This is a genomic window from Acinetobacter sp. YH16040_T (assembly GCF_024605785.1).
In the GTDB taxonomy this organism is placed as follows: domain Bacteria; phylum Pseudomonadota; class Gammaproteobacteria; order Pseudomonadales; family Moraxellaceae; genus Acinetobacter; species Acinetobacter amyesii.
The window spans coordinates 1,541,438-1,567,152 of record NZ_CP094541.1 but is presented as its reverse complement, the minus strand read 5'-3'; the positions used below and the strand labels follow the sequence as shown (position 1 = coordinate 1,567,152).

23 protein-coding genes are annotated in these 25,715 nt (G+C 38.9%); 10 read left to right on the top strand and 13 right to left on the bottom strand.

What is annotated here, in order from left to right; translation table 11 throughout:
• Positions 1-315 precede the first annotated feature (315 nt).
• Positions 316-1,899 (top strand): ATP-binding cassette domain-containing protein, encoded by a 1,584-nt coding sequence (locus tag MST16_RS07640; protein ID WP_180011452.1) that lies wholly within the window; start codon positions 316-318, stop codon positions 1,897-1,899.
• 491 nt (positions 1,900-2,390) lie between these two features.
• Here the strand turns inward: MST16_RS07640 and MST16_RS07635 are convergent, their stop codons facing one another.
• The 3 genes from MST16_RS07635 to MST16_RS07625 all read right to left on the bottom strand — a co-directional run bounded on the left by MST16_RS07635 (position 2,391) and on the right by MST16_RS07625 (position 5,988).
• On the bottom strand, positions 2,391-3,560 hold the full coding sequence (locus MST16_RS07635) for an acyl-CoA desaturase (protein ID WP_180011450.1): 1,170 nt from the start codon (positions 3,558-3,560) through the stop codon (positions 2,391-2,393).
• A 35-nt stretch (positions 3,561-3,595) separates the two neighbouring features.
• Positions 3,596-4,615, bottom strand: a complete 1,020-nt coding sequence (locus MST16_RS07630) for a flavin reductase family protein (RefSeq protein WP_180011448.1) — start codon at positions 4,613-4,615, stop codon at positions 3,596-3,598.
• 257 nt (positions 4,616-4,872) lie between these two features.
• Positions 4,873-5,988 carry an S-(hydroxymethyl)glutathione dehydrogenase/class III alcohol dehydrogenase gene (locus MST16_RS07625; RefSeq protein ID WP_078193885.1) on the bottom strand — a complete coding sequence of 372 codons (1,116 nt, stop codon included), beginning with the start codon at positions 5,986-5,988 and terminating at the stop codon, positions 4,873-4,875.
• 125 nt (positions 5,989-6,113) lie between these two features.
• Between MST16_RS07625 and MST16_RS07620 the strand changes: the two genes are divergently transcribed.
• Positions 6,114-7,670 (top strand): phospholipase D family protein, encoded by a 1,557-nt coding sequence (locus tag MST16_RS07620; protein WP_168377539.1) that lies wholly within the window; start codon positions 6,114-6,116, stop codon positions 7,668-7,670.
• A 92-nt stretch (positions 7,671-7,762) separates the two neighbouring features.
• On the opposite strand, the gene MST16_RS07615 is transcribed toward MST16_RS07620, so the two are convergent.
• A complete protein-coding gene (locus MST16_RS07615) occupies positions 7,763-8,431 on the bottom strand; it encodes a class I SAM-dependent methyltransferase (RefSeq protein WP_180011446.1) in 669 nt (222 codons plus the stop codon).
• A gap of 138 nt (positions 8,432-8,569) precedes the next feature.
• Here MST16_RS07615 and MST16_RS07610 point away from each other — a divergent pair, with 138 nt between their 5' ends.
• Positions 8,570-9,007, top strand: a complete 438-nt coding sequence (locus tag MST16_RS07610; protein ID WP_180011444.1) for a hypothetical protein — start codon at positions 8,570-8,572, stop codon at positions 9,005-9,007.
• A gap of 103 nt (positions 9,008-9,110) precedes the next feature.
• Here MST16_RS07610 and MST16_RS07605 read toward each other — a convergent pair whose 3' ends face one another.
• Positions 9,111-9,719 (bottom strand): uracil-DNA glycosylase family protein, encoded by a 609-nt coding sequence (locus tag MST16_RS07605; protein ID WP_180011442.1) that lies wholly within the window; start codon positions 9,717-9,719, stop codon positions 9,111-9,113.
• Between the two features lie 38 nt (positions 9,720-9,757).
• Positions 9,758-10,474, bottom strand: a complete 717-nt coding sequence (locus MST16_RS07600) for an SGNH/GDSL hydrolase family protein (RefSeq protein ID WP_180011440.1) — start codon at positions 10,472-10,474, stop codon at positions 9,758-9,760.
• Positions 10,475-10,702: 228 nt separating this feature from the next.
• Here MST16_RS07600 and MST16_RS07595 point away from each other — a divergent pair, with 228 nt between their 5' ends.
• Positions 10,703-12,067 (top strand): alpha/beta hydrolase-fold protein, encoded by a 1,365-nt coding sequence (locus tag MST16_RS07595; RefSeq protein ID WP_180092116.1) that lies wholly within the window; start codon positions 10,703-10,705, stop codon positions 12,065-12,067.
• Positions 12,068-12,131: 64 nt separating this feature from the next.
• On the opposite strand, the gene MST16_RS07590 is transcribed toward MST16_RS07595, so the two are convergent.
• The 5 genes from MST16_RS07590 to MST16_RS07570 form a co-directional block, all read right to left on the bottom strand.
• Positions 12,132-13,178, bottom strand: a complete 1,047-nt coding sequence (locus tag MST16_RS07590; protein ID WP_180011456.1) for a fatty acid desaturase — start codon at positions 13,176-13,178, stop codon at positions 12,132-12,134.
• Positions 13,179-13,478: 300 nt separating this feature from the next.
• Positions 13,479-14,222: an SDR family oxidoreductase gene (locus MST16_RS07585; protein ID WP_180011436.1), complete on the bottom strand. Its 744-nt coding sequence runs from the start codon at positions 14,220-14,222 to the stop codon at positions 13,479-13,481.
• A gap of 19 nt (positions 14,223-14,241) precedes the next feature.
• Positions 14,242-14,940, bottom strand: coding sequence for a histidine phosphatase family protein (locus MST16_RS07580; protein ID WP_078193820.1), 699 nt, complete (start codon positions 14,938-14,940; stop codon positions 14,242-14,244).
• Positions 14,937-16,058: a phosphotransferase family protein gene (locus tag MST16_RS07575; protein ID WP_168377545.1), complete on the bottom strand. Its 1,122-nt coding sequence runs from the start codon at positions 16,056-16,058 to the stop codon at positions 14,937-14,939. The genes MST16_RS07580 and MST16_RS07575 overlap by 4 nt, the downstream gene beginning before the upstream one ends.
• Positions 16,059-16,168: 110 nt before the next feature.
• Positions 16,169-17,410 carry an acyl-CoA dehydrogenase family protein gene (locus MST16_RS07570; RefSeq protein WP_168377546.1) on the bottom strand — a complete coding sequence of 414 codons (1,242 nt, stop codon included), beginning with the start codon at positions 17,408-17,410 and terminating at the stop codon, positions 16,169-16,171.
• Positions 17,411-17,503: 93 nt separating this feature from the next.
• Here MST16_RS07570 and MST16_RS07565 point away from each other — a divergent pair, with 93 nt between their 5' ends.
• The 5 genes from MST16_RS07565 (at position 17,504) to MST16_RS07545 (ending at position 21,925) form a co-directional block, all read left to right on the top strand.
• On the top strand, positions 17,504-18,421 hold the full coding sequence (locus MST16_RS07565; protein ID WP_168377547.1) for a LysR family transcriptional regulator: 918 nt from the start codon (positions 17,504-17,506) through the stop codon (positions 18,419-18,421).
• 216 nt (positions 18,422-18,637) lie between these two features.
• Positions 18,638-19,192, top strand: coding sequence for a thermonuclease family protein (locus MST16_RS07560; RefSeq protein WP_078193824.1), 555 nt, complete (start codon positions 18,638-18,640; stop codon positions 19,190-19,192).
• Between the two features lie 139 nt (positions 19,193-19,331).
• Positions 19,332-20,105 (top strand): DUF805 domain-containing protein, encoded by a 774-nt coding sequence (locus MST16_RS07555; protein WP_180011434.1) that lies wholly within the window; start codon positions 19,332-19,334, stop codon positions 20,103-20,105.
• 190 nt (positions 20,106-20,295) lie between these two features.
• On the top strand, positions 20,296-20,742 hold the full coding sequence (locus MST16_RS07550) for a MarR family winged helix-turn-helix transcriptional regulator (RefSeq protein WP_180011432.1): 447 nt from the start codon (positions 20,296-20,298) through the stop codon (positions 20,740-20,742).
• Complete coding sequence (locus MST16_RS07545; protein WP_373683446.1) at positions 20,726-21,925, top strand: MFS transporter; 1,200 nt, start codon at positions 20,726-20,728, stop codon at positions 21,923-21,925. The genes MST16_RS07550 and MST16_RS07545 overlap by 17 nt, the downstream gene beginning before the upstream one ends.
• A gap of 7 nt (positions 21,926-21,932) precedes the next feature.
• Here the strand turns inward: MST16_RS07545 and MST16_RS07540 are convergent, their stop codons facing one another.
• Positions 21,933-22,919, bottom strand: a complete 987-nt coding sequence (locus MST16_RS07540) for a GlxA family transcriptional regulator (RefSeq protein ID WP_180011429.1) — start codon at positions 22,917-22,919, stop codon at positions 21,933-21,935.
• A 122-nt stretch (positions 22,920-23,041) separates the two neighbouring features.
• Here MST16_RS07540 and MST16_RS07535 point away from each other — a divergent pair, with 122 nt between their 5' ends.
• Complete coding sequence (locus MST16_RS07535) at positions 23,042-24,829, top strand: acyl-CoA dehydrogenase (RefSeq protein ID WP_180011427.1); 1,788 nt, start codon at positions 23,042-23,044, stop codon at positions 24,827-24,829.
• A 155-nt stretch (positions 24,830-24,984) separates the two neighbouring features.
• Here the strand turns inward: MST16_RS07535 and MST16_RS07530 are convergent, their stop codons facing one another.
• The gene (locus MST16_RS07530; protein WP_180011425.1) at positions 24,985-25,587 is read right to left on the bottom strand and encodes a nitroreductase family protein; all 603 of its coding nucleotides are present in this window, start codon (positions 25,585-25,587) and stop codon (positions 24,985-24,987) included.
• Between the last annotated feature and the right edge of the window lie 128 nt (positions 25,588-25,715).

The following is a 25,715-nucleotide window of genomic DNA, read 5'->3' as shown; positions in this document are numbered from 1 at the left end:
AGTTTTTTGCTATTTTGTTGTATTAAATAACTCTGCTGTCAATTATAGCGACCTATTTTTAAAATTTGATGTATTGATTAATAAATAAACATTTATTAGACTGCACAAAATTAGCCTGTTTAAAGCTTTTTCCATTTATTTTTAATTCGAGTATTTCCAATGAAGTAAGCCCTGTTTTTTTCATCATCAAATCCATTTTTTTGATGTGCAAACACATGGCTAATGACTTCGACTGCATTTTCTCAAATATTGTCTTTTTTATAGAATAAAATTAGTTATTTGTATTGCGCATCTTTGCTATCGCAAGGTGCATCTATGACTCAAACAACTTGTACAATTTCCAAACTAAGCTTGGAATTTCCTTCTAAAACACTTTTTAAAAACCTGAAATTTAACCTCAATCAACAACAGCTTTCGGCATGTATTGGTCGCAATGGTTTAGGAAAGTCCTGCATCCTTAAAATTTTACATCAGCAAAATCTGAAAGATCTCCCATACGAAGGGGAAATTTCATGGAATGTACCACATGCCTATTTATCACAATTTACTCGACTAGAAGCTGACACGATTGCTTCTGCACTCGGTGTGGAAAATTTATATGACGCATTTCAACGTATCGAAATAGGCAATGCCAGTTTTGAAGACTTTGAACTGATTGAAAACCAGTGGCACCTTCCTACACTTTGGCCGCAACAACTTAAGCAGGCTTCACTTCCAACAGATTTAAATTTCCCAGTCGCTCAGCTGAGTGAAGGTCAAAAAACCAAATTGGCTTTGTGTGCATTATTTTTAAAACCCGACCATTATTTGCTTTTGGATGAGCCAAGTAATCATTTAGATGTATCTTCACGTTTATGGCTCATCGATCGCTTAAAAAACCATCCTGCCGGTGCATTTTTTGTCAGTCATGATCGAGAGTTGCTGCAACATGTAGAGCATATCTACGCTTTAAATGAGTTTGGACTCAGTCATATTACTGGTAACTATGAAGACTACGTTCAACAAAATGATCTGAAAAATAAAGCATTACAGCGTAATGCTATACAGCATCAGCGTGAGTTAAAACAACTCAAATCACAGCAACACGAAACACAGGTGAAAGCGCAAAAACGAGAACAACAAGGTTATGCACTACGCAAGTCAGGCTCCCAAGCCAAAGTATTACTTGATTTTAAAAAAGAACAAGCTGGTCAAAGCCTCGCGACAGTTCAAACGCAACAGCAGAAGCAATTGGAAGAAAAGAGATCTCAACTGATTCAGTCACAGCAACAACTTGAGTATGTCAAAGAGCAGCAATTCGTTTTTCAACATCACGCTGAAAAAACAGGAGAAATCTTAAGAGTTAAACATTTTCATCGCAAAACATCTCAGCACCAGCCTTTCGCCTTGGCCTTACAGGCAGGTGAAAAAATTCATTTAAAAGGAAAAAATGGTATTGGTAAATCTACATTTCTAAAGTATCTGAGTCAGGTCACATCACAGTCTAGCCATGAATTATTTTTGTCTGTGCATACCCTGTATTTAGACCAAAACTTGAGTGATTTATCACCTGAATTGAGTGTTTTGGACAATTTGGCAAAGTTTAATCGTGAGGTTTCATCAACGGAATGGCGGAATCAACTCGGTCAACTTAGAATCCGTGGTCAAAAAGCGGAACTGCCATTTCACTGTTTAAGTGGTGGTGAGCGTTTAAAAGTGACCTTGTTAGGCTTAAATTATTTAACACCGAATATTGAGCTTTTATTGTTAGATGAACCTGAAAACCACTTAGATATAGAGTCTAGAGTATTATTGGCTCAAGCCATCCAGCATTATACAGGTGCGGTGATCCTCGTTTCACATGATGCATATTTTGTAGAATCTTGTGGCATTCAGAATAGCGTGCAATTCGTTGAATAGCACTTGCTTGCTAGATAAATCTAAAAAAGCCAAAGTAGATGAATGCTACTTTGGCGAATTTACTGCTTTATAAATCGTTCTTATTTAACTGATATTACGCACGTAAAAGTAATTTCGCATTTTTAAAATGCTTTTTCAGTCTATTCGACGGAGTCTTACATCTAGGGTTTAGATAAAGAGATTAGCCTTCGGCTGGAGGTGCTCTTACGAAACAATGTTTCTCATTAGTCAAAATGAGAAGCAAAGCTTCGCAAGGAAACCATCTTGCAGTGCAATGCACCTCACCGACAAAACTCGTTCACTAGCGTCAAATTATTCAAAGTATCGCAAAAGCATTTTTGATGAGAAGTAGTCCTGTCTCAAACAGTTGCAGATGACGTTACCGTGTATCGTTCTTTTATTTGAATCAAATTGCGTTTCTGATGTTAATACATAACTTCAGCTTCTAATTTAAGATCTCTTAGGACAATATTGCTAAACAATACTGTTTTTTAACGCCCGATTTTCTTCATGATTTTTTGTTTAAGGCGCTGCTGAAGTGATGCTGAGCGTTCCTTGAGCTCGGCTCTCCAGTCATTCGGCACTGAGCATTTCGCGAGGCGAACCCAAACGCTAGCAAACTGTTTGATAAAACTGGCTTCGTTATAGTGAATACTATATTCCTCACAAAGTGCTTTAATTTTAGGTGCGGCTTCTGCATAGCGATTCGCAGGCATATCTGGAAATAAATGGTGTTCAATTTGGTGACTCAAATTACCACTGAGTATATGTAACCATTGTGTTCCACTAAAATTACTTGAGCCACGAATTTGACGGAGATACCACTCTGCTCGAGTTTCATTTTCGGTATTGTCCATTTCGAAGTTTTCTGCATCTTCAGTAAAATGGCCATTAAAGATGACAGCTGAAGCCCATAAGCTACGAATTACGTTGGCTACAGCATTGCCTGCAAATACAGGAATCGCATTGGGACCTGCAATAAGCGGGAAAAATACATAATCTTTAATCACTTGGCGCTTAATTTTCTGACGTACATCGGCTGCTTCATGCCATACATCTTTCCAAGTTTTGGTTTTATACGCAATAACATCTTCTAAATGTAAACGTTGAATGCCGACATACCACTCAAAGAAAACCATGAGTTGGGCAGCCAGTGGAATATTAAAAAGGAAACGTGGCTCCCACTTTTGCGATTCACTCACACGGATCAAACCATAGCCGACATCATGGTCCATGCCGACAATATTGGTATAGGTGTGATGAACATAGTTATGTGTATATTTCCAGTCTTGGCCTGTGGCAATAGTATCCCAATCATAGTTAGCACCATTTAAGCTTGGGTCATTTAACCAATCAAACTGACCATGCATCACATTATGACCGAGTTCCATGTTCTCTACGATTTTAGAAATACCCAATAAACCCGTACCGAGTAACCATACTGGTGGAATCCAACCTGCAAACATCAACATGCCACGAGATGCGATCTCGCTATAACGGACAAAATTGCGAATTTTATAAATATACGCTGCATCTTTTTCACCTACACTCTGCATGATTTCAAGTCGTATTTGCTCGACTTTTTCGCCAAATTCAGCAGTTTGTTCTGGAGATAAATAACGTGACTTACTATTCGGACTAATATATATCGATTGATTCATGATGATGCCCCTGATTTGTTTTTATGCGGCTTGGATTAGAGTTGAATACGTACAGGTGAAATAGCCTGAGAAACGCATAATTTGATTTGTGTGTTATTCGCATGATCAATTTCACTAGTGAGTAAGTTTTTCACTGAACCCTGTAATTTCGTACACGAACAAGTATTACAAATACCCATCCGACAGCCATGCGCAGGTTTTAAACCGGCTTTTTCAGCACTTTCCATTAAATTACCTTCTGCCAAAAAATCTTGCTGGGCTAAACTAAAAGTGACAGGTTGAGCAGGTACTGAATCATCAGCAATCATTTGAAAATATTCGGTGTTTAAATAATCTGAAAGCTTGAACTCAAGATACAGTTGTTCAATGCTTTGCATCATTGGCGCTGCACCACAGGCATAGCAATCTCGCTGCTTAAAATCAGGGACCATGTGATTTAGCACCTCTGGTGTGATATGCAATTTGGTTTTCAGCGTATTAATCGCATGTAAATGTGCATGGTTAGATTGCTTCGCCAGTTGAATCAATTCATCCAAATACGCATCATCTCGATTGAAATAAATCAGGTCAACCTTACGCCCAATCTGTATTGCTTGTTTAAACAAAGCCATAATTGAGGTAATGCCACTACCAGAAGCAAGCAGCAAAATTGGTCGATCCGAATTTAGCTTTAAGCCAAACTCACCTTGCGGTTGAGATAATTCAACAACCTCACCTTTTTTTAAATGAGTTAAGCAGTTGGACACTTTGCCTTGTTGTTTGACTGCGATGACTACATGACCAGATGTATTGATTTCGACGATGCTATAGCTACGTTGATGACGTACACCATCCTTTACAACTGTCACCAGAACACATTGGCCTGGTCGATAGTTTGCTACTTTAAAGTTGTGATTCGCTAAAAAACTCAGTTCATAAAACCCGATTCCCACACAACGTGATTTAACCAATTGTGCTTTTACACGTTTGTAGGCCCAAATTGCATCAAATTTTTCTGCAATAAAATCAATAAAATCTTCCCGAATCCACTCAGGCTTGTAACTTGTAGTTGTCATTTTTTGCCTCGGATAATGCATTAATATACATTTGTTTTTAAATTATGCTTACCTTATGTTTAGTGCTAATTTCCCACCATGTGAATTCGGGACAAAATCTATCATTTGGCATTTTTTATCATTTTATGTCTAACAATCTGTCACTTTTTGCAAATCCTAATTTGAAGTTTTGATTTGTTATAACGACACAAAAAAAACTAGGCCAAAGCCTAGTTTTAAAACAGTGAAAATTAACGCATTAATATTTACATCAATGCTTAATCTTCAAAATGTACAACAGAGCGAATTGATTTACCTTCATGCATTAAATCAAAAGCTTCATTGATTTTATCTAGCCCCATGGTGTGGGTCACGAATGGTTCAAGTTTGATCTCGCCTGACATGGCTTCTTCTACCATACCCGGTAATTGTGAACGACCTTTAACACCACCGAAAGCAGTGCCTTTCCAAGTACGACCAGTAACCAATTGGAATGGACGGGTTGAAATTTCTTGACCTGCACCTGCCACACCAATAATCACAGATTGCCCCCAACCACGGTGAGCACATTCCAAAGCAGAGCGCATCACATTGGTATTGCCAATACATTCAAATGAATGGTCAACGCCCCAGCCGGTCATTTCTACAATCACTTCTTGAACTGGACGATCATAATCTTTTGGATTAACAAAATCGGTAGCGCCAAATTCTTCAGCCAGTTTGAATTTGTCAGGATTGGTATCTACTGCAATGATACGACCTGCTTTGGCTTTTTTAGCACCTTGTACCACAGCCAAACCAATTCCACCTAAACCAAAGACTGCAACTGAGTCACCTTCCTGAACTTTAGCGGTATTTTTAACTGCACCAAGGCCTGTTGTTACGCCGCACCCCAACAAACATACATGTTCGTGGTTCGCTTCAGGGTTAATTTTTGCCAAAGAAACTTCTGCAACCACAGTATATTCAGAGAATGTTGAACAGCCCATATAGTGATAAATCGGCTGACCATTATAAGAAAAACGTGTTGTGCCATCAGGCATTAAACCTTTCCCTTGTGTTGCTCGTACAGATACACAAAGATTTGTTTTACCCGATTTACAGAATAAACACTCACCACATTCTGCAGTATAAAGCGGAATAACATGATCACCCGGTTGCACTGAAGTCACACCTTCACCGACTTCAACCACAACACCTGCACCTTCATGCCCTAAAATAGCTGGAAATACACCTTCAGGATCATCACCTGACAATGTAAATGCATCTGTATGACACACACCTGTATGGCTAATTTTGACTAAAACCTCACCTGCTTTCGGTGGTGCCACATCAATTTCTACAATTTCTAAAGGCTGACCCGGTCCAAAAGCAACGGCTGCACGTGATTTCATGTCTAAAAACATCCTGTATGGCTTATATTAACAGATGAGTTACAGTAACCTCTTTTTAAGCCTAAATACAACCTTAAAACATGATGTTATGATGAATTTTTCAAGGAATGATTAATGCTATTCGAATGATACAATTACGTGAAATAAGTTGTACTGTCGGTTTAACTGTTTCGATCAGCCTATTAACTGGATGCAGCTTACCTAGCAATCAGTCAAAAAAAGATGTCCCTATACAATCACATGCAGAAAAATGGATTACGTCTGCTACGGATTTTGAAAAATTAAAACAAAAACAAACGGCTTATTTAGCCTTAGATGATGCTTTCTTAAGCATTGCTTCTCGCCTACATTTAATTCGAAATGCAAAATACACCATCGATTTGCAATATTACATTTGGGGAAATGATGCTATTGGGCATCTGATGTTTCGAGAATTACTGCATGCCGCTGACCGTGGGGTAAAAGTAAGGCTATTAATTGATGATCAAAACGGGACGAAACTCGATCCGACCTTACAATCCCTTTCAGCTCATCCCAATATTTCAATCAAACTGTTTAATCCCTATAAATTCAGAAATTTACGTGTCATTGATTATGCATTTCGCTTAAAGCACATTAACCATCGTATGCATAATAAATTAATTATTGCCGATGGTTTTATGGGCGTAACTGGCGGTCGTAACATCAGTAATGAATATTTTGATGCCAGTGAAAGTTTTCAATTTACAGATTTGGACATCCTTTTCTATGGCGAAGCCATACAACAAGCCAATCAGGTGTTTTTGAACTTTTGGAATGATGATTTGAGTTATTCTGTCCAGCAATGGATTGGTGCAGGTACAAAAGAAGAATTAAATCAATTAAGACAAACATACCAAGAAAATTCTACAACGTTAACTAAAGATCAGCAGCGCATTAACTATGCACAGCAACAACTGGCGGCTCAGCTTAAACTAATACCGGTGAATTGGGCCGAAGCACATTTCATTGCGGATAGTCCGAATAAAATACGTGGTGAAGCCAAAGAACAAGAATTGATTTATAACCAATTTTCGACCTTGATGGGACAGCCCAAAGAACGCATGGAATTGGTTTCAGCTTATTTTGTTCCCACACAACAAGGGACTGACTTTCTGACAGGCCTTGCAGGTAAAAATGTAGAAGTCCGCGTCTTAACCAACTCATTTTTAGCCAATGACGTCGCTGTCGTTCATGCGTTTTATCAAAAATATCGCAAAGACTTACTCGAAAATGGCGTGAAATTATATGAATTTAAACCCTATATAGAACGCTCTAAACGCACATGGTATGAAGTCATGACTGGAAATATCATCCCTGCGAAAGGCAAAAATGCCTCTAGTTTGCATGCAAAATTTTTCGATATTGACGGTATGGTGTTTATTGGATCGTTTAACTTTGATCCACGTTCCGCAAATTTAAATTCGGAAGTTGGTCTAGTCGTTAAATCTGATCGATTACAAAACGATATTTCTGCCGCATTAAACCAATACTTACCGCAAATTGCATATGAGCTAAAACTGGATAAAAACGGCGAAATCATTTGGTTAGAGCATCAAAAAAATGGAAAAATCAAAACCTATATTCATGAACCAGAAACAACTCGATTCCAAAGATTTAGCATAAAAGCAGTGTCATACCTCCCGATTGAATGGATGATGTAATGACAATGCACTGCTAAATGATTAAATTTTCCTCATCGAGGCTATTTATTGAAATAATCTGAAAAGTTCGATCAAGTCGAAGATGTTCTTGGTCAGTCTCGTTTATATGAGTGCTGGCTTTTGAAAATAACCAAACCATTGATTTCGCCAAGACATTCCACTTGGCCATAATTGGCTGCTTTAAGCGCTGCTAAATGTTCCTCAACTGACTTATACAACTCATGATTTTGCTGAGCATGTGCTGCATATAAATGATCACATACAAAATACACGCCTTGTGTATTTAACAACGTTTTTACAGTCCGATGAAACTCTGCTGCATACGCCTTATGTCTCAATTCATGTAAGGCCTGATGAATAATAATCACATCAAAGGTACTTTTTTCATTGAAGTGAAGAGATTTTTCCCAATCCGATTGTTTGAAATCCCCTGTTATAAAATTGCATTTTAAGCGTTGCGCTACACTTAGTTTTCCTTTTGCCAAGTCATGCATAGCTTCGGAAAAATCAAATGCTGTGTAGTGAATATTTGGACAATGATTAATTAAAAATTCAGCCAAATAACCTGGACCTGAACCTAGTTCAAGTACACGGGCATTCGGGTTGAAAGCCCAAATAGAGTCAACATACATTTGAAAGATGTCATAACGCCACGGTCGTTTAAGATTCACTTCAGCGGCCCATTGTTTAGCTTCGATTGGATCTTTTAAGTCTATGGGGCTGCGCACATCCGTTGTGTGTATATTATTTTCGCAATTCATTTTTCTTAGACTTAATTTAGATAGATTGAATGCTATTTATACATAAAATATCTCAATAAAAGCAAAGGTTTTACTCAAACTTGATGATGCTTTAACATCCACCTCTTATTTTGTTTTATCTCCTCCTAAAGTTTTCTAATGCAATTTTTTGATTTAAGCCGCCAATTTAATTTAAGTGATATTTTAACGCCTTTTACGACACTTCCTGAACTTGGTCATCAAGAATGGTTTTTGTCAAAAGTTCGGGTTGAGCATGACTGCTTATCTGACAATGACATGATTGAAGGCCAAGCTGTACTTAAATCTAATCACAATATCCAAATTGAGTTGGAATGGTTAATTCAAGATACAGGTCATGAATTACAGCTTTTATTTAAAGGCATTGAAACGACGGCAAGCGAAGAAACTTTGGTGATCGTGAAAGGCGCGCAAATTGTTGATGATGCAAACAAAAAAGTTTCGTCTCAGACTCTGAGTTTATGGATCGATGGCACTTTACTACCTATGCTACCGAATATTCGCAAAGAAATTAAAGCGCGATTAAACCTTTGGGATTATGTTGAATATGATGGCTAAGGAGTTGATATTTATCCATAAGATGCCACGTTTTGAGTATTGAATGTTTGCCTGTTTAAAAGGGACATTTTCTTCAAGGTATCTCACAATAACGTAAACTTCCCTAAAGTAAGCCTATATCTTTAAATAAGCTTTGGTAGGCTTCAGCTTTTTTTTCCAGTGCTAGTGGATATGCTCTAGATGATGATGGCATGCGGTATAAAGTCAAATCTCTGCCTGCAAATTCGGTACGAACAGCATGCCCAATGTGTGGTTTTTCCGTATTTTCTGGCATCGAGAGCATCAAAGTATCAGTCGCCTTGTCTCCCGTCGTCATAATACTGTGGCAATTCGGCATTTTTTGAAGCAGCTTCGCAATATCGGTTGGCTGATGGAGCTGTAAAAACTTGTCTGATGCATTTCCTTTCAAACGAATCACTTGATAGGCCGTATCAAAAATGCCTATGCCTTTTTGATTTAAAAAATCTCGAATGCGCTGTTCTTTAAAAGTCTTGCTATCTAGATTGAGAAAATGATTTTTATCCTGAAAAAAACATAGGCCAAAGATTTTCCACATGTCATTTTGGAAATTTGGATAGTAAAAATCCATTTTCCAGCGTGTTTTGGGTGGCGGAAAACTCCCTAGCATCAAGAGTTTCCCATTTGATGGCAAAAATGGCGCTAAAGGATGCGTTTCGATTTGCGGATTTGCGTCGGAAATGTCTTTGCTCATGTAGATTTAACTTCGCCCAGTGTTTGAATCATTATTGTCTATGAAAATTCTTCAGTGATGTGTTTCGCTATTATTTCAGCCCATAACTGATAAATTTCTTTACTCGGGTGAAAGCCGTCTTTGGCCATTTGTAAATTTTTCTCACGATAATCGTGTAAATCGTATTGAATTAACCGCATATTCGCTTGAGTATTAACATAATTTTTTAACAGCGCATTCATCTTCTTTGAATATTGTCCAAACAGCCATGACAATGGAAACGGTAAAGCTGGAAACTCATCCATTGGTGGCACACCTGAAATAATCAATAGCTGTGGATGAAACTTTTCCTCAACAGCTTGATATAAGCGCTGCTGGAGCTTCAACCACTGGTCTGGTTGTTTTAATGCTGTGACATCATTGACACCAACAGAGCTGATCACGACATTAAAGTTCTGCGTAGTGACATTGTCCAAAGCATTGATGATTTGCTGGCTGTTATGTCCCGTTGTGGCTTCAAGGCAATAGTGAACTTGATAATCAGGCGATAAAATTTTAAGTAATTGTCCCAATAACGCATCCGACTGATGCTCGACGCCGACACCTGCTGCTGCTGAATCACCTAGTATTAATAGCGATAATGGCCGATTACCCTGACCAATCATTCCACAGCGCTCTCCCACCGGTTCTGCTAAACGTGGGGTATTTTTTTTCACACGGTAACCTTGGATCAGTAATGCAGGTAACAGCAGCAGTGTTGATACTTTGAGTAGCATAATATTTGGGTAATGAATTAAAGCTTGTCGACTGCATTATTTTAATTATTTTAAAAAACAAAGCATTGACTCTATTGTTATTTTTCTACATTTTCTTTTTTTAAAAGCACCATTCTGCGGCATATTGCTAGTTTTTTATATTAATAATGATTATCATTTATCTGATTTCATTCTACCTATTTTATTATTTCAATGAAAAAACTTTCCCTACTTTTTTTGGCTTGTTCTATGAGCTTTGCAGTTTCTTCTGCTTTTGCCCAAATTCAAAATTCACCCGCTTTAACCGATACAATAGAAAAAAAATATTTCCCCTATGCTGCTGCATGTGAAGATGTCAAAGCGCAAAGCCAAATATTATTAAACCTACAACATCAGTTAAATCAAAATCCAAAACAACGTGCTCAAATTCTTGAAGATTTTTGGAAGCGTGTAGAGCTTATGGGTACACCAATCATTGAAAACTATGATGAACAACATAGCCGCATAGTTTTCTTATGGAAAGGTGCGCAGCATAATGTTCGTCTTATTGGTGGCCCAAGTAATGACCATGAATGGTTGACACGCCTACCGAATACCGATATTTGGTTTAAAGAATCGATTATTGATCATCGTTACATTGGCAGTTATAGCTTTGCTGTCGACTTACCAAACTTAGAAGGCTATCTGTCAAATTATTGTCCGCATCTGAATCCTAAACTTAAAGAATCAAGAACGCAGCGTCGTGCTGTGATACAGATGCAACGAATTGATCCTTTCAATGAAAAAACTTATCTCGCAAGTGATGACACATCAGGCTTGCGTAATGAAAATTTTTTGGCTCTTAAAGATGCCCCACCATTTATTGATCCAAAACAATATCCAAATGTGCACCAGCCCCAATTACAAGAGTTTGTTCTAGACAGCAAAATTTTGAATAACTCACGTAAAATCCAAATTTACCAATCTAAAGCTAAGAAAAATCAAAGCTATATCACCGCTATATTTTTTGATGGTCAGCAATATAACGAGTTGCTGAATGTTCCAAAGGCATTAGATATATTAGTTGAGCAAGGTCAGTTACCGGCAATTCAAGCCATTTTTGTTTCTCCACCGAACGATCAGGAACGACCTAAAGAATTAACACCAAATATAAAATTTTCAGCATTTTTTAGTGCTGAATTGATGCCTTGGATTCAAAAAAATGCACCTGCAAAAGTCGATTCGAAAAAAACGGTACTACTTGGGTCAAGCCTTGGTGGTTTAAGTTCAGCTTATTTAGCCTTAGACAATCCAAATCAAATTAGTCACGTCGTACCTTTATCTGGATCATTTTGGTGGCAAAATGCGCCGACAGACCTCCCAAATGGCATGAGTAAAATCATTCGTGATAAAACCTCACAACCTAAACAGCATTGGTTTATTACTGCCAATAGTTATGAAAGCTCACGCAATAATAATGAACTGAGTATTTTAGAGACTTCGCCTATTGTTGCAGCCGACTTAAAAAATAAAGGTCATGATGTACATTACAAATCGTATATCGGCGGACATTCCTACGCGGTATGGCAAGTTGCCTTGCAAGATGCACTCAAACATTTTTTTGCGCAAAAGTAGTTTATAAACGTTTAGATCATAAAAAAGCCCTCAATTGAGGGCTTTTTTTGAAGATGGTACTGATTTAATTCCAGCGGTTTATGCGTTTAAAGGTTCCAAAATCATTGAAACGTACACCAACCTCACGCATGACTTGGTGTGCAGTTTTTGCGGTTAGATGACGAATATAAAACGGCTCTTTGACCACAAAATGGTGGATGGCATGGGTCGAACCAAAGTTAAAGCAAAATAATTGCATTGGGAACAACCACCACGGATTTAACACCTGAGTTTGTTTAATGACATCGCGTGGGTCAATATCACCATAATAATGCATATTTGAGCTGATAAATTGCAAGCAGAAAGAGCGTATAAAGTTCGGAATAATCCAAACCACAGCTAGAAAATTAATCGTTGGAATTAATTTCACTAAATTGACTGACCAACTAATACTTTGCCCTAACATCGGAGCAATACCATTCACCACATGATAAATGACAAATACATACCAAATGCCGTAATAAACAAAACTTAAAGGAAAAAAACCAGTCAGCTGAGAGAAGAATGCAGTTTTACGTTCTTTTTCAGGCTGTTTTTCAATGAATGTCCTAATCATCTTGAACATTTGAAATGGGCGCAAATAAACCGTCATCAATTGATCGCTAATGACCAATATACGACGTAAACCCCACGGCATGCCATTACTAATGCCCCGTTCTTCCAAATCGTATTCTGAACCTGAATATTTATGGTGGTTGAGATGCAAACGACGACGTGCCCAAGGACTAATGGTATTGGGACGTGCTAACCACACCAAAGCCAACATGAGATGGTGAGCCCACGGCGTCTTTTTAAAATACATATAATGAATCAGGTCATGTTCTAATTCATGTGTCAGTGAAGCAAACATCGCCACCAAAATCACACAAGCCCATGCAGGTAAAATGCCAACAGCAAACGCCCAAGCTGAACCCAACATTCCCAGTAGCGCAAAAATAAGGATGGCTGCGCCTATAAAGTTTTGATGCTTTAAAATGGGATATTGCTGACGTAAGTCTTCACCAGCTTTCGTTACGACAGTTCTGACTTTGTTAATTCGCTGTTGATCTGTCATATCGGAAGACATAGACATAGACATAGTACAAACCTAAAAATTAATGAACAGTTGTACATTAAAGCAAATTAAAAAAAAGGAAATCGCTATTTTGAGAACAAATCATCGTCTGTTCAAATATTCAACATTTTATTTATTTTCAATATCTTATTTATAAATAATCTGAGTAATTACTCCATTTTTTCTTTGCAAAATCGGCTGCTTTTAATGTCTTTTCATCACAGGTTTTATGTATTCCTTTTTAACCTACAGAGGATGGCGAATATTATTTGAGAATAAAAAAGCCCTAATATTGGAGCTTTTTTATTATATAAAGAATTAACCTAATTTATTCACGATCTTCAACGGCAATACTTTCATCGCAAGACCTAAAGGCAACCACGGCCATTGTGGTACATAAGCTTTAACCGGTGCTTTCTCAATGGCTTTTGCTAAAAGATGTGAACCAGTTTTTTCATCGACTTCAAATGGTAGTTTTTTCGCACCTTCATTGATCTCTGTACGAATATAACCAGGGAATATAGTGGTTACTTTAATTGGGGTATCAATCAGTTCTGCACGAATACCTTCAGCTAGAGCAGCAACACCTGCTTTACTCGCACCATAAGCCGTTAAATGTTTAGGCATGCCGCGCATAGCACTCATCGAAGAAATCACCACCAAATGCCCTGCATTTTGGCTACGGAAAATTTCAATCGCAGCTTCGCATTGCGCCAAAGCAGAGATAAAGTTAGTTTCAACTGTGGCACGGTTAATTTCAAAATTGCCTTTACCAATACGACGACCTTCACCGACACCTGCGTTGACAATAACACGATCAATACTGCCAAAATCTGCTTTAAAGGCACGGAATACTTCAAACACTTGATCGTAATTTGTGACATCGAGGGTTTTCGCAACCACTTTAATACCATATTGGCTTTCCAGTTCATTTTTTAGCGTTTCTAGACGCTCTAAACGACGTGCGCAAATGGCCAAGTTGTAGCCTTTTTGTGCAAACTCGCGTGCCATTCCTGCACCAATCCCTGAGCTTGCACCTGTAATTAAAATTGTTTTAGCCATGATAATTCCTTTGTTTATCTTAGATCCAAGTCAATAAATTTGGATCAACTGCTTTTATAAAATGGTGTTCATTTAAACTGAGTAATTGCGGTTCATTTCCAACCAAACGCAGTGTTGTCATACTGGTATTGGCAATGGCCCAATTGAGTGCAAATGTTTTTTCAGGACTCAGCCCTAAAATTTTACCGACTGCAACGGAGATCACTCCACCTGAACTAAACACAACGGCATAACGCGGTTTGGTTTCAGCCAGTTGAGTGCATAACTTTTCTAGCGCTGTTTCGACTCGACTTTTAAAATGTGGCCAAGATTCATCATATTCATGATGAAATTCTCCGCCTGTCCAACGTTCAATGGCACCTTCAAAAATTTTAGATAAATAAGCACGCGGGTTTTCATGCTTAGATACATCTTCTTTTAATAAATGCGGCTGGTTAAATCGAGGTTCATATTGAGCAAAAACTTGCTGATGATTAAATTCATTCCACGCGTTATCTGTATCAACTTGTGCTTCTGGAAAGCATTCAGCCAATGCAAGATTGGCTGTTTGTTGATGACGTTGCATGGAGCCCGCAACCACATAAGGACTTTCTTTTAAAATACGGTCGAAATACTGTCCCAGCACCTTAGCCTGTAGCTCACCATTGGGAGAAAGCTTGTCATAGCTTTCTGCACCAAAAGAAGCCTGACCGTGCCGAATTAAATATATCGTGGTCATTTCCCTAAAATATCCTTCATTTTTTCAATATATTTTTGTGCCACGTCATTGGCTTCAAGTTTTTGCAAACCAATAAGTTTTAAGGCACGAATATGTAAAGCATGGATCACAATCCAAAAATCTTTGAATGCCGGATTATTGGTTTGTTTGTGGTAAAAGCGGTAATAAATTTGCTGTGCGATCACGGCTAAACGGAAAATGCCGAACACTTCATAAAATGTCCAGTTGTCTGTTTGTAGACCAGTTTTTTCTAAGTAATATTCAACGACTTCTTTACGACTAAACATACCTTTCAAGTTAGTCGGCTGGCGTCGAGTCGCTTTAAAAATTGCGTTATCGCCACTTTCAACCCAATACGCTAAAGCTGAACCTAAGTCCATCAGTGGATCGCCAAGCGTTGCCATTTCCCAATCCAATACGCCAATCACTTGGGTAGGATCATTTGGATCTAAAATGACGTTGTCAAAACGCCAATCGTTATGAATTACACAGGTTTTAGAGTCAGCAGGAATATTGTCTTTGAGCCAATTACGGACATATTTAAAAGAAGGAACATTTAAGGTTTTGGCTTTTTCATAGCGTGCGTCCCAACCTTCCACTTGACGACGACAGTAGCCGTCGCCCTTGCCTATTTTTTCTAAAGCTGTGCCTTCATATGGCACTTGATGCAGTTCAATTAACTTGTCGATGACGTTGGTACATAACGCTCGAACTTGGCTTTCATCAAAATTTAATTCTTTGGGTAAGTTTGCACGTGGAATGATGCCTTCTACGCGCTTCATCACGTAGAAATCACAGCCAATAACTGATTCATCCTGACATAGCGCCACCATTTCAGGGAGTACAGGATAAAATTCAGATAATGCTTTCTGTACGTTAAATTCACGTGCCATATCATGTGCAGACTTGGCTTTGGTACCTTTCGGTGGACGACGTAAGATTAAATCAGCATTGTCGTATTTTAAGCGATAAGTCCAATTTGATGCGCCACCTGAATATTGAGTGACTTCAACAGGCCCTTCTATTTCAACGCCATGTTCAATCAACCAATTGCCTACGGCACGTACATCCAGTTCTTCACCCTCACGAACTGAACCGCCTACATCAATCACTGACATGCTTTTCTTCCTAAACTTGAATCTATCATGATGATAAAAATATAATTTTCTATAGTTTTATAGCATGGACAACTCGGGGTTGCCATGCCAAATATGTGACTACAACTTGTTTATTTTTTACGACGGCTGCTGTAACCGCGCTTAGCCAATTCTAATTTAGCAATCATGCCTTTATGTACTTCATCAGGGCCATCAGCTAGACGCAGTGAACGTGCTTGGGCAAAGAAACCTGTGAGCGGTGTATCTCGAGAAACCCCAGCACCACCGTGAATTTGAATCGCCATATCAACGACTTTTTCTAAGACACTTGGCGCAACCACTTTAATTGCCGAAATCTCGGTTAATGCAGCCATATTCCCTAGAGTATCCATTTTATATGCTGCATAGAGGGTCAGTAAACGTGCTTGATCGATCGCAACACGTGCTTCTGCAACACGCTCTAAATTGCCACCGAGTTTTAAAATTTCTTTACCAAAAGCAGTACGGCTCATACCACGGTCAATCATCAGTTCTAGCGATTTTTCAGCTGCACCAATACACCGCATACAGTGATGAATACGGCCTGGGCCTAAGCGACCTTGTGCAATTTCAAAACCTTGACCAGCGCCGCCAATAAAGTTTGCAACAGGAACACGTACATTTGTGAAGCTAATTTCTCCATGTCCATGAGGTGCATCATAATCACCAAAGACTGGAAGCATACGTTCGATTTTCACTCCAGCAGTTTCAACTGGTACTAAAACCATAGAATGCTGATGATGACGGTCTTTGCTTTCATCTGGTGTATGTGCCATAAAAATAATGATTTTGGCATTTGGATCACCTAAACCTGAAGACCACCATTTACGGCCATTCAACACAATTTCGTCGCCTTCAACGACAGCTGTTGCTTCCATATTGGTGGCATCACTTGAAGCAACAGCAGGTTCTGTCATGCAAAACACCGAACGGATTTTGCCTTCTAGTAATGGTGTTAACCACTGCTGCTTTTGTTGTTCCGTACCATAGCGCCAAATCACTTCCATATTGCCGCTGTCTGGTGCATTACAATTGAATACCGTGGGTGCAAGTAAGCTACGGCCTGAAAGTTCTGCGATGTGTGCATATTCTTGTACAGATAAGCCTTGCCCAAGTTCAGGACAAGGTAAGAACATATTCCATAAGCCTGCAGCTTTGGCTTTATCCTTTAAAACCTCTAACTGTGCCGGCCATTGCCATTTGGTCCAATCACCACCTTGGTTCAACTCATGAACTTCTGCCCAAAACTCAGTTTCTACAGGCTCAATTTCATCTTTAATAAATTTTTTTGTTCTTTCAATATAATCTTGTGCACGTGCTGAAAGTTCAAACATGACAATATCCTTTAAATATTATGTTCTTTACGCTTTACAACACCATAACCTGAAATCTAATATGAACAAAATGATTTAATTCAATAGATGAACATGAATAGTATTCATAAAAACACCGTCATTGATATGGGTGTTTTCCACCGTATGGATATCAATTTATATCCACTGTATATCGCAGTTTATGAACAAAAAAGCATTTCAAAAGCAGCACAAATTTTGTGTATTACTCAGTCTGCAGCGAGTCATGCACTTCAACGTTTAAGACAACATTTACAAGATGACTTATTTGTACGTGCTGGGGCAAAAATGCTCCCGACTCCATTTGCTGAACAGATTTATCCCGTAATTAAAAATGCGCTTATTGCGATTCAAAGTATTTCTATCCAAAAACAACAATTTACTCCTTCAATGGTACAGAGCTTAAAAATTGCCGTACATGATGAAATTGAACCGATTATTTTTCCTAAGTTAGTTGAACACTTTCAACAGCAACAGTTTCAGATCCAATTTTCCAGTATTAAATTAGACCGCAAAACCATTGTGGCTGACCTTGCTGCACAGCAAATCGATTTTGCGATTGATCTTGAGCAAAACTTTGGTGAAAAAATAAATTTTCAAACTTTAGTTGAAGACCAATTCGTGGTTTGTAGTCAACATTCCAAGATGGATGAATCTATTTATCTTTCTGCTCCTCACATTGGGGTTTCTTCCCGACGTGCAGGTGTATTAGTTGAAGATATTTATTTAAATCGTAAAAAACACTCTAGAGAGATTTTTTTACGCTGTCAGCATTACTCTACTGCGCTACAAATTTTGGCACAGCAACCCAAGGCGATATTGACGATTCCGCAAAATATTTTGACGCATTTACAGGTTGCTCCCGAACTGAATATTTTTGATGTACCTGTAGACTTGCCGAAAATTAAATTAGGGATGTATTGGCATAATGATTTGGAATTAAATTCACGGCATGTTTTTTTGCGAAGCGAAATTTCTAAAATATTTGCTTAGGCTATTTTCAATGGGACACCACTTTACTTAGGCTATTTGCATGTATTTAGATAGAGTTTTGCGTGATGAAACTTGCTGTATATTTATAGATCAAATGCTGATTATTTAAGGTATTTTTAACTGACCGTCGGTTTGTTCGACAGCCATATATCATGAGTTCTTATAAAATCTAAACTCCTGTTTTTATGCGATATGACCTCGTTCATATCATTGTGTATGCTTTCAAATCTCTCCGCGAATTGGCTCATGGCTTTAGGTGCAGTACTGTGCCTGATCACAGTCTATGTTCTTTATAAAGTCACCATTTTCTTAAAGGATTTTTTCCAACCTTTTAAGAAAGGAAAATCTTACCTCTGTCGTGTATCTGATATTAGTGATGGCGACACCCTCACCTGCTATCGGATGAATCTAAGACGTTCTAAAACCAAACTTCGCTTTGCTTATGTGGATGCGCCAGAATCGACACAAGCCTACGGTAAAGAGTCCGCTCGACTGATCAAATCCATGGTTTACAAGAAATTTGTTCGCGTAAAAATCACTGATGTAGACCGTTATGGCCGCTGCGTTGGGGTTATTTATCGCTATCGTAAATGCATGAATGAAGAAATGGTAAAACGTGGTGCTGCGTGGGTTTACGAAGAATACATCCGTGACCAAAAGCATTTGCACTATATGATGAATTTACAAAGCAAAGCACGTAAACAAAAGAAAGGTTTGTGGAAAGCCAGTCGTCCAATGCGCCCTAAAGAGTATCGTAAATTACATAAATAACAGACCACATTACAGCATGGCTAAGGAATATTTGACGACTTAGCCATGTCTAATATTTGACCTTTTTTTACTTCGCTATACAATAATGCTGCCCTTTTGGGCATAGAAAATAAATTAGATAATTAAAATTGGAATAATAATGACTGAACTTACTTCAAGCGAATTGAATCCGTTTCAACAAGATCAAAATATTCAGCCTCAAATTCAAAAAGCCGATCATCCCCTGTCTCCTGAGGGACGTTTTGGCCGCATGTCTTATTTAGCGTGGTTATTTATCATTAGTATGATTTATACCTGCCTATTGGGCATCAGCGTCGCGCTGGGTCTTTTTGCATTTTTCAATTCAGCAGAACGTAGTATTGATGCACTTTTTAATTCATTCTTAGGACTCAGTGCGATCGCTCTGATTGTCGTTTCCATCGTTGCAATGTTTGTCGCAATGATCTGCATTACGATTCGTCGTTTACATGATCTAAATAAAAGCGGTTGGCTCTGTTTAATTTTTCTCATCCCACTGGTCGGAACCATCTTTAGCATTTATGTGATGGCTTCAAAAGGCACTGAAGGTGAAAATAAATATGGCATAAAACGGCCAACGGAACAAACAGAGAAAGTTATTGGGTCATTGTATCTAATCCTGATGATTGTTTATTTATTGGTCATGATCCCATTGATGTTCAATATGCAAAGTATGATGAACAATTTAGAACAAGCGCAATTACAAGAACAAGCGATGATGTCTGAAGGTGAACCTGAATTAACGGATGAACAAATTGCGGCTTATTTAGAGCAAGCTGAATCAGAAGGTGAAGAACTTGCTTATGCAGATGGTGAAAGTGTAGAAATTTCAGAAAATGCAGACAGTTCAGCGGAAGATGCTGCAATTGCAGCTGCAGAAGCTTCTGTAGAATAAACTCGCATTGTTTAAGTTATCAATTCAATGATATGCATTGAACGATAAGCTTTAAATGAAATGTTATACAAGAAAACCTGTGTGCGCGCAGGTTTTTTTATACCTGTTTTTTATGCTTTGAGTTGTTCACTTGAATTCAAAATAAATTAGGCGTACAGTTGCGATAATTTAGTTACCCTAGTTAACTATCATGAATACCTCATTAGGTTTCCGCTCTTCACTTCTGCGCTGTGCGCGTCTGATGAGTGATGAAATCAACACGATTTTATTGCCCTATCAATTGAACAATTCGCTTTGGCAAGTCATGTTTGTCATCCGTGAAAAAACCGCTTGTACATCTATTGAAATGGCTGAATATTTAAACGTATCCAAGCCATCCATCACTAAGCGTGTCAAAATTCTTGCGCAGATGGATATTTTGAGTCATGTACAAACTAACGATAAACGTCAAAAGAAAATGATGCTCAGCGAGACTGGACGTGAGTTATTTCAGCAATGTGCAAAAGACATAGATGCCTTTGAGCAGCGCCTGATCGCGCCAGTAGCAAGCCAAGATATCCAACACTCCATTCAAATTTTACACCGTGTCATGCAAGAACTTGAACAAAACACTATAGGTGATGATCATGCAAGATAACGCACCACTTTGGACTCGAAATTTTATTTTAGTCAGCGCCATTAACTTCCAATTGGTTTTAACCTTTTATCTCTTGGTTGTGGTGATCGTGGGCTATGCGGTGGCTGAATTGGGTGCGACTACAGCCCAAGCAGGTTTAGTTTCAGGCTTGTTCATTGTCGGCACATTGGTCGGGCGTTTATTGGTGGGTAAGTTCCTAGAACGTTTTGGTCGTAAAACAACACTGATCGTTGGTTTAATTGGCTTTTTAGTCTTTTCTGGTTTTTACTTCATTCAGTTTGGCGTCGGCATGTTGCTTTTCATACGCTTTATGCATGGCTTTATGATGGGTATGGCATCAACAGTGCTGGGTACCTTAATTGCTCAAATCTTACCGGCTACACGTCGCGGTGAAGGCATTGGCTACTACAGCATGAGTAGTACTTTAGGTACAGCTATTGGGCCATTTCTTGCCATTTGGATGATGTTACACATTGGTTATCACGCGATTTTTATCGTTTCTACGATTATCGCATTGAGCTGCCTATTGGTTGCCTTGCTGATTCAAGTGCCCGATTTACCCAAAATCAATAAATCCCTCGATACTGTTGAAGCTGTCAAAAAACCGAGTTGGATTGCTCAATTTGTAGAACCTAAAGCATTACCGATATCGTTCATCATGCTTTTCGCTTCAATCTGCTATTCAGGCGTATTGTCTTTCATTAACTTCTATGCCAAAGAAATCGATTTGGTTGAAACAGCCTCGTTTTTCTTTTTGATATATGCCATTGCGATTTTAATTTCTCGCCCATTTACAGGCCCGTTGATGGACCGTAAAGGTGAAAATGTAGTGATCTACCCTGCTTTTGTGATTATGGGCGTGGCATTGGTATTACTCAGCATCACTCAGAGTTCATGGATGCTTTTACTTTGTGCAGGCCTACTTGGACTCGGTTATGGCAATATTCAGTCGGTCTGCCAAACAGTTGCCGTGAAAAGTGCACCGCTTGAACGTATGGGCTTTGCCACTTCGACTTTCTTTATATTTTTGGATGCAGGCTTAGGCTTTGGACCATACTTTATCGGTAAATTGCTCGACCATATTGGTTACTCACAATTGTATTTGTATAGCGCATTTGCTGCCTTTGCATGTATTGGTGCTTACTACATTTTACATGGTCGTTATACCGTTCGAACGGCTTAAACTATAACTAAACATCAAATCGTCGGCTGAAACGTCGACGATATTCTAAGGGGCTCAGCCCCGTTTTTTTTTGAAATAACCGTCGAAATGAGCTTGGGTCATTATAGCCGACATCTCGCATAATCAGATCTAAAGCATGTCCCGTTTCTTCTAAACGCTTTCGTGCAGCTTCAATCCGTATTGATTGTAAGTATTGATTGGGAGGCATATCCAAAGCCGCTTTAAAATGACGAATCAATGTCCTTGTTGTCACATTAAACTGCGCCGCAAGTTCATCTAAGACTATATTTTCATGATAATGCTGTTCTAACCAATCTTGAACTTTTTGCACCAAACCATCCTGATGCGGTTTAGATATTTTCAATAATGAATAGGACAACTGACTATCACGACGATAATCCAATACAAATGATTTTGCCGTGTGGATTGCCGTTTCAAAACCATAAAAACGTTCTATCAGGTGCAGTCCCAAATCAAACCATGCTAAGCCACCTCCAGCACAGTAAATATTTTGATCATGGCTAATGAGCTGATCTGCATTCAGTCTTACCAAAGGATAGCGTTCACGAAACATTTGCTGAAAGCCCCAATGCGTCGTTGCCTGCTTACCATCTAAAAGCCCTGCTTCTGCCAGAAAAAAGTTACCCGTACAATTTCCTGCGATCAGTCCGCTTTGCAATTGCCGAGTTTTTAATAATTCGATCAGTGCTGCGTTTTGCGCTAAAACATCTAAGATCGGCGCACCTATCGTTGGGACAATGATGACATCTGCATCTGTTATTTCAGAAAATGCTAAATCTGCAAAAAGCTTGATGCCATTGATACATTGCACTGCTTGACTATGTTGTGAGGCAATTTTGACCTGAAATAGCCGCTGCACATTTTGTTTTTGGATCCGGTTCCAACTGACTCCCGCCATTGCAAATAGATCAACAACCCCTGTAATCGCAGAAGCCAAAGCACCATCAAATGCTAAAATTATGATTTTCTTCATTTAAAGTTCAAATTATCAAAATGTCATTTTTAACTTATTAAGTGTCATTATTGACAATTCTATATCTAAAAATCAACTGCTAGGCTTAAGGCATAAAATTCAACCCGATTAGAGATTGAGCAATGGCGCAGTTAATCAATGACAAAGATTTAAATTTTTTGCTATTTGACGTGTTTAAAGCGCAAGACTTAACGCATTACCCACGTTTTGCTGAGCATGATGCTGAAACCTTCAAAAGCATCCTAGAAACTGCACAAGGTATTGCTCAAGACTTTTTTGCACCCCATAACGCAACAGCCGATCAAAACGAACCTACGTTTGATGGTCAACAGGTTAAAACCATTGCTGAAGTCAAAACGGCATGGAAACAATTTGCAGATGCAGGTCTGCTTTGTGCGCAGCATGATTATGATGCAGGCGGTATGCAACTACCGACTTTGATCAATATGGCTGCAAATGCTTATTTCATGTCAGCAAATCCTTCATCAGTGGCTTATTCATTTCTAACCGCTGCGGCTGCAAATGTAATTCAAGCTTTCGGTACGACTGAACAAAAAGATATGTTTGTACCGTATATGTTCAGTGGTCGCTTTGCAGGAACGATGGCCATGACTGAACCTAATGTGGGTTCATCTTTAGGTGATTTGACCACAAAAGCTATACCGCAAGCCGATGGTAATTACCTTATCAAAGGCCAAAAGATGTTTATTTCAGGGGGTGACCAAGACATCACTGAAAATATCGTACATTTGGTCCTTGCTCGCATCCAAGATGCACCTCAGGGCGTGAAAGGTATATCGCTGTTTATTGTTCCGAAGTTTAAAACCCTGAGCGATGGTTCACTTGCAGGCGCCAATGACGTTCAACTGGCCGGCTTATTACATAAAATGGGCTACCGAGGTACAACATCGACTGTACTGAGCTTTGGTGAAAAAGACCAATGTACAGGCTATCTGATTGGTGAAGCAGGTGCTGGTCTTAAATATATGTTTAAGATGATGAATGAAGCACGAGTCGGTGTCGGCTTAGGTGCAACCATGATTGGATACCGTGGCTATTTAGAGTCACTCGAATATGCCAAAAACCGTCCACAAGGCCGCTTAGTTTCAGATAAAAATCCTGCTGCAAAACCTGTCAATATTATTCAACATACAGATGTTAAACGGATGCTTTTGGCGCAAAAATCCTATGTAGAAGGCGCACTTGCGTTATGTTTATTTGCTGCACGATTAATTGATGAACATCAAGCCGCTAACAATGATGACAGTGCACTGTTATTAGATTTGATTATCCCTGTCGTCAAATCATTCCCTTCCGCCTATGGACCAAAAGCCAATGATTTAGCCATTCAAGTTTTAGGTGGCGCTGGCTATACCCGCGAATATCCACTTGAACAATGCTATCGCGACAACCGCTTAAATCCGATCCATGAAGGCACATTTGGTATTCAATCTTTGGATTTGTTGGGTCGTAAGCTTTGGCAGCACAACAGCAAAGGTTTGATGCTGTTATTACAACGTATGCAAAATACGATTGATCAAGCTCAACATCCAAAAACGGAAGCGCTTGCAGCGATTTTTTCAGCGCATTTAAACACGGTGAAGAAAACCACACAAAGTTTGGGACAAGTCCTCGCCCAAGGTCGTGTCGATCAGGCGCTGGGTAATTCTGCCTTGTATCTAGACATGATGGGCAAAGTTATCATTTCATGGTTATGGCTTGAAATGGCTAATCAAGCCCTAGTGAAATTCGAACATTCAGATTTAGCTGAAGATCAACAATTCTTAGCCGGTAAATTACAAGCCGCGCAATATTTTATCCGCTGGGAGTTACCTGAAATAGAACATCAAGCCAAGTTATTGCTAGAACTTGATGATACTTGCCTCAACATGCAAGAAAGTTGGTTCTAGCCACCCGTTTAGCTCAGTCCTCAATGGGCTAATCTGGACAAGGTTTTCACGGATGAAAATCTTGTCCAACCCTATCTATTTCAATAAAAAGAATAATAAAAAAGGAACTTATTTTTCGTTCCTTTTTTATCGAAATTGTGTGTTATACACTGCAATTATTGAAAGACTTTAAAACGAGCTGCATCATCCATATAACCTTTTTCTTTCGCTTCACCTTCCACTGAACCAAAAACCAATTGAGCACGAAGTTTCCAATGCGCAGGAATGTCCCATTCAGCATGCACTTGTTCATCCACAATTGGGTTGTAATGCTGTAGTGATGCGCCTAAACCTTCGGTATGCAACGCAGTCCAAGTTGCAAATTGGGCAATGGCAGTTGAGTGTTCTGCCCAAATTGGAAAGTTTTCTGCATAAGAAGGAAACTGTGCTTGTAGAGCACTGACCACATCCAAATCTTCAAAGAACAGAACCGTACCCAAACCTGCTGCAAAACTTGCCATTTTCGCCGTGGTCTTCGCAGCACTTTCTTCATCTTTTGCATAAGATTTTAATTTGTCAGCGACTAAGCCCCAAAATTTTTCGCTTTCAGCATTAAATAAAATAACAGCACGAGAAGATTGTGAGTTAAATGAAGACGGGCTTTGTTTAATCGCTGTTTGGATCAAATCAGTTAAATATTCTGTGCTTTGGCTTACATTGTCCCCAATAGCATAAATAGTGCGACGTTTGCGAATCAGGTCAATAAACTGATTTGACATATAAAATGGTCCTTTAAAATAAAATGTGCAGATGAGTCAGAAACATTTGGAATGATAAGTCTCGCGACTTTCCAAATGTTTTGAATGCTTTACTTGCTTGATGGGTCACTATGAAACAGTCACTTGTC

What these genes read in the sequence shown, in the direction of transcription:
- MST16_RS07560 (WP_078193824.1), top strand. Translation starts at nt 18,638, where the DNA reads ATGCTTTCAAATCTCTCCGCGAATTGGCTCATGGCTTTAGGTGCAGTA.
- MST16_RS07590 (WP_180011456.1), bottom strand. Translation starts at nt 13,178, where the DNA reads ATGTCTATGTCTTCCGATATGACAGATCAACAGCGAATTAACAAAGTC.
- MST16_RS07540 (WP_180011429.1), bottom strand. Translation starts at nt 22,919, where the DNA reads ATGAAGAAAATCATAATTTTAGCATTTGATGGTGCTTTGGCTTCTGCG.
- MST16_RS07570 (WP_168377546.1), bottom strand. Translation starts at nt 17,410, where the DNA reads ATGTTTGAACTTTCAGCACGTGCACAAGATTATATTGAAAGAACAAAA.
- MST16_RS07585 (WP_180011436.1), bottom strand. Translation starts at nt 14,222, where the DNA reads ATGGCTAAAACAATTTTAATTACAGGTGCAAGCTCAGGGATTGGTGCA.
- MST16_RS07530 (WP_180011425.1), bottom strand. Translation starts at nt 25,587, where the DNA reads ATGTCAAATCAGTTTATTGACCTGATTCGCAAACGTCGCACTATTTAT.
- MST16_RS07600 (WP_180011440.1), bottom strand. Translation starts at nt 10,474, where the DNA reads ATGCTACTCAAAGTATCAACACTGCTGCTGTTACCTGCATTACTGATC.
- MST16_RS07550 (WP_180011432.1), top strand. Translation starts at nt 20,296, where the DNA reads ATGAATACCTCATTAGGTTTCCGCTCTTCACTTCTGCGCTGTGCGCGT.
- MST16_RS07635 (WP_180011450.1), bottom strand. Translation starts at nt 3,560, where the DNA reads ATGAATCAATCGATATATATTAGTCCGAATAGTAAGTCACGTTATTTA.
- MST16_RS07630 (WP_180011448.1), bottom strand. Translation starts at nt 4,615, where the DNA reads ATGACAACTACAAGTTACAAGCCTGAGTGGATTCGGGAAGATTTTATT.
- MST16_RS07615 (WP_180011446.1), bottom strand. Translation starts at nt 8,431, where the DNA reads ATGAATTGCGAAAATAATATACACACAACGGATGTGCGCAGCCCCATA.
- MST16_RS07580 (WP_078193820.1), bottom strand. Translation starts at nt 14,940, where the DNA reads ATGACCACGATATATTTAATTCGGCACGGTCAGGCTTCTTTTGGTGCA.
- MST16_RS07640 (WP_180011452.1), top strand. Translation starts at nt 316, where the DNA reads ATGACTCAAACAACTTGTACAATTTCCAAACTAAGCTTGGAATTTCCT.
- MST16_RS07625 (WP_078193885.1), bottom strand. Translation starts at nt 5,988, where the DNA reads ATGAAATCACGTGCAGCCGTTGCTTTTGGACCGGGTCAGCCTTTAGAA.
- MST16_RS07555 (WP_180011434.1), top strand. Translation starts at nt 19,332, where the DNA reads ATGACTGAACTTACTTCAAGCGAATTGAATCCGTTTCAACAAGATCAA.
- MST16_RS07595 (WP_180092116.1), top strand. Translation starts at nt 10,703, where the DNA reads ATGAGCTTTGCAGTTTCTTCTGCTTTTGCCCAAATTCAAAATTCACCC.
- MST16_RS07575 (WP_168377545.1), bottom strand. Translation starts at nt 16,058, where the DNA reads ATGTCAGTGATTGATGTAGGCGGTTCAGTTCGTGAGGGTGAAGAACTG.
- MST16_RS07620 (WP_168377539.1), top strand. Translation starts at nt 6,114, where the DNA reads ATGATACAATTACGTGAAATAAGTTGTACTGTCGGTTTAACTGTTTCG.
- MST16_RS07610 (WP_180011444.1), top strand. Translation starts at nt 8,570, where the DNA reads ATGCAATTTTTTGATTTAAGCCGCCAATTTAATTTAAGTGATATTTTA.
- MST16_RS07605 (WP_180011442.1), bottom strand. Translation starts at nt 9,719, where the DNA reads ATGAGCAAAGACATTTCCGACGCAAATCCGCAAATCGAAACGCATCCT.
- MST16_RS07535 (WP_180011427.1), top strand. Translation starts at nt 23,042, where the DNA reads ATGGCGCAGTTAATCAATGACAAAGATTTAAATTTTTTGCTATTTGAC.
- MST16_RS07545 (WP_373683446.1), top strand. Translation starts at nt 20,726, where the DNA reads ATGATCATGCAAGATAACGCACCACTTTGGACTCGAAATTTTATTTTA.
- MST16_RS07565 (WP_168377547.1), top strand. Translation starts at nt 17,504, where the DNA reads ATGAATAGTATTCATAAAAACACCGTCATTGATATGGGTGTTTTCCAC.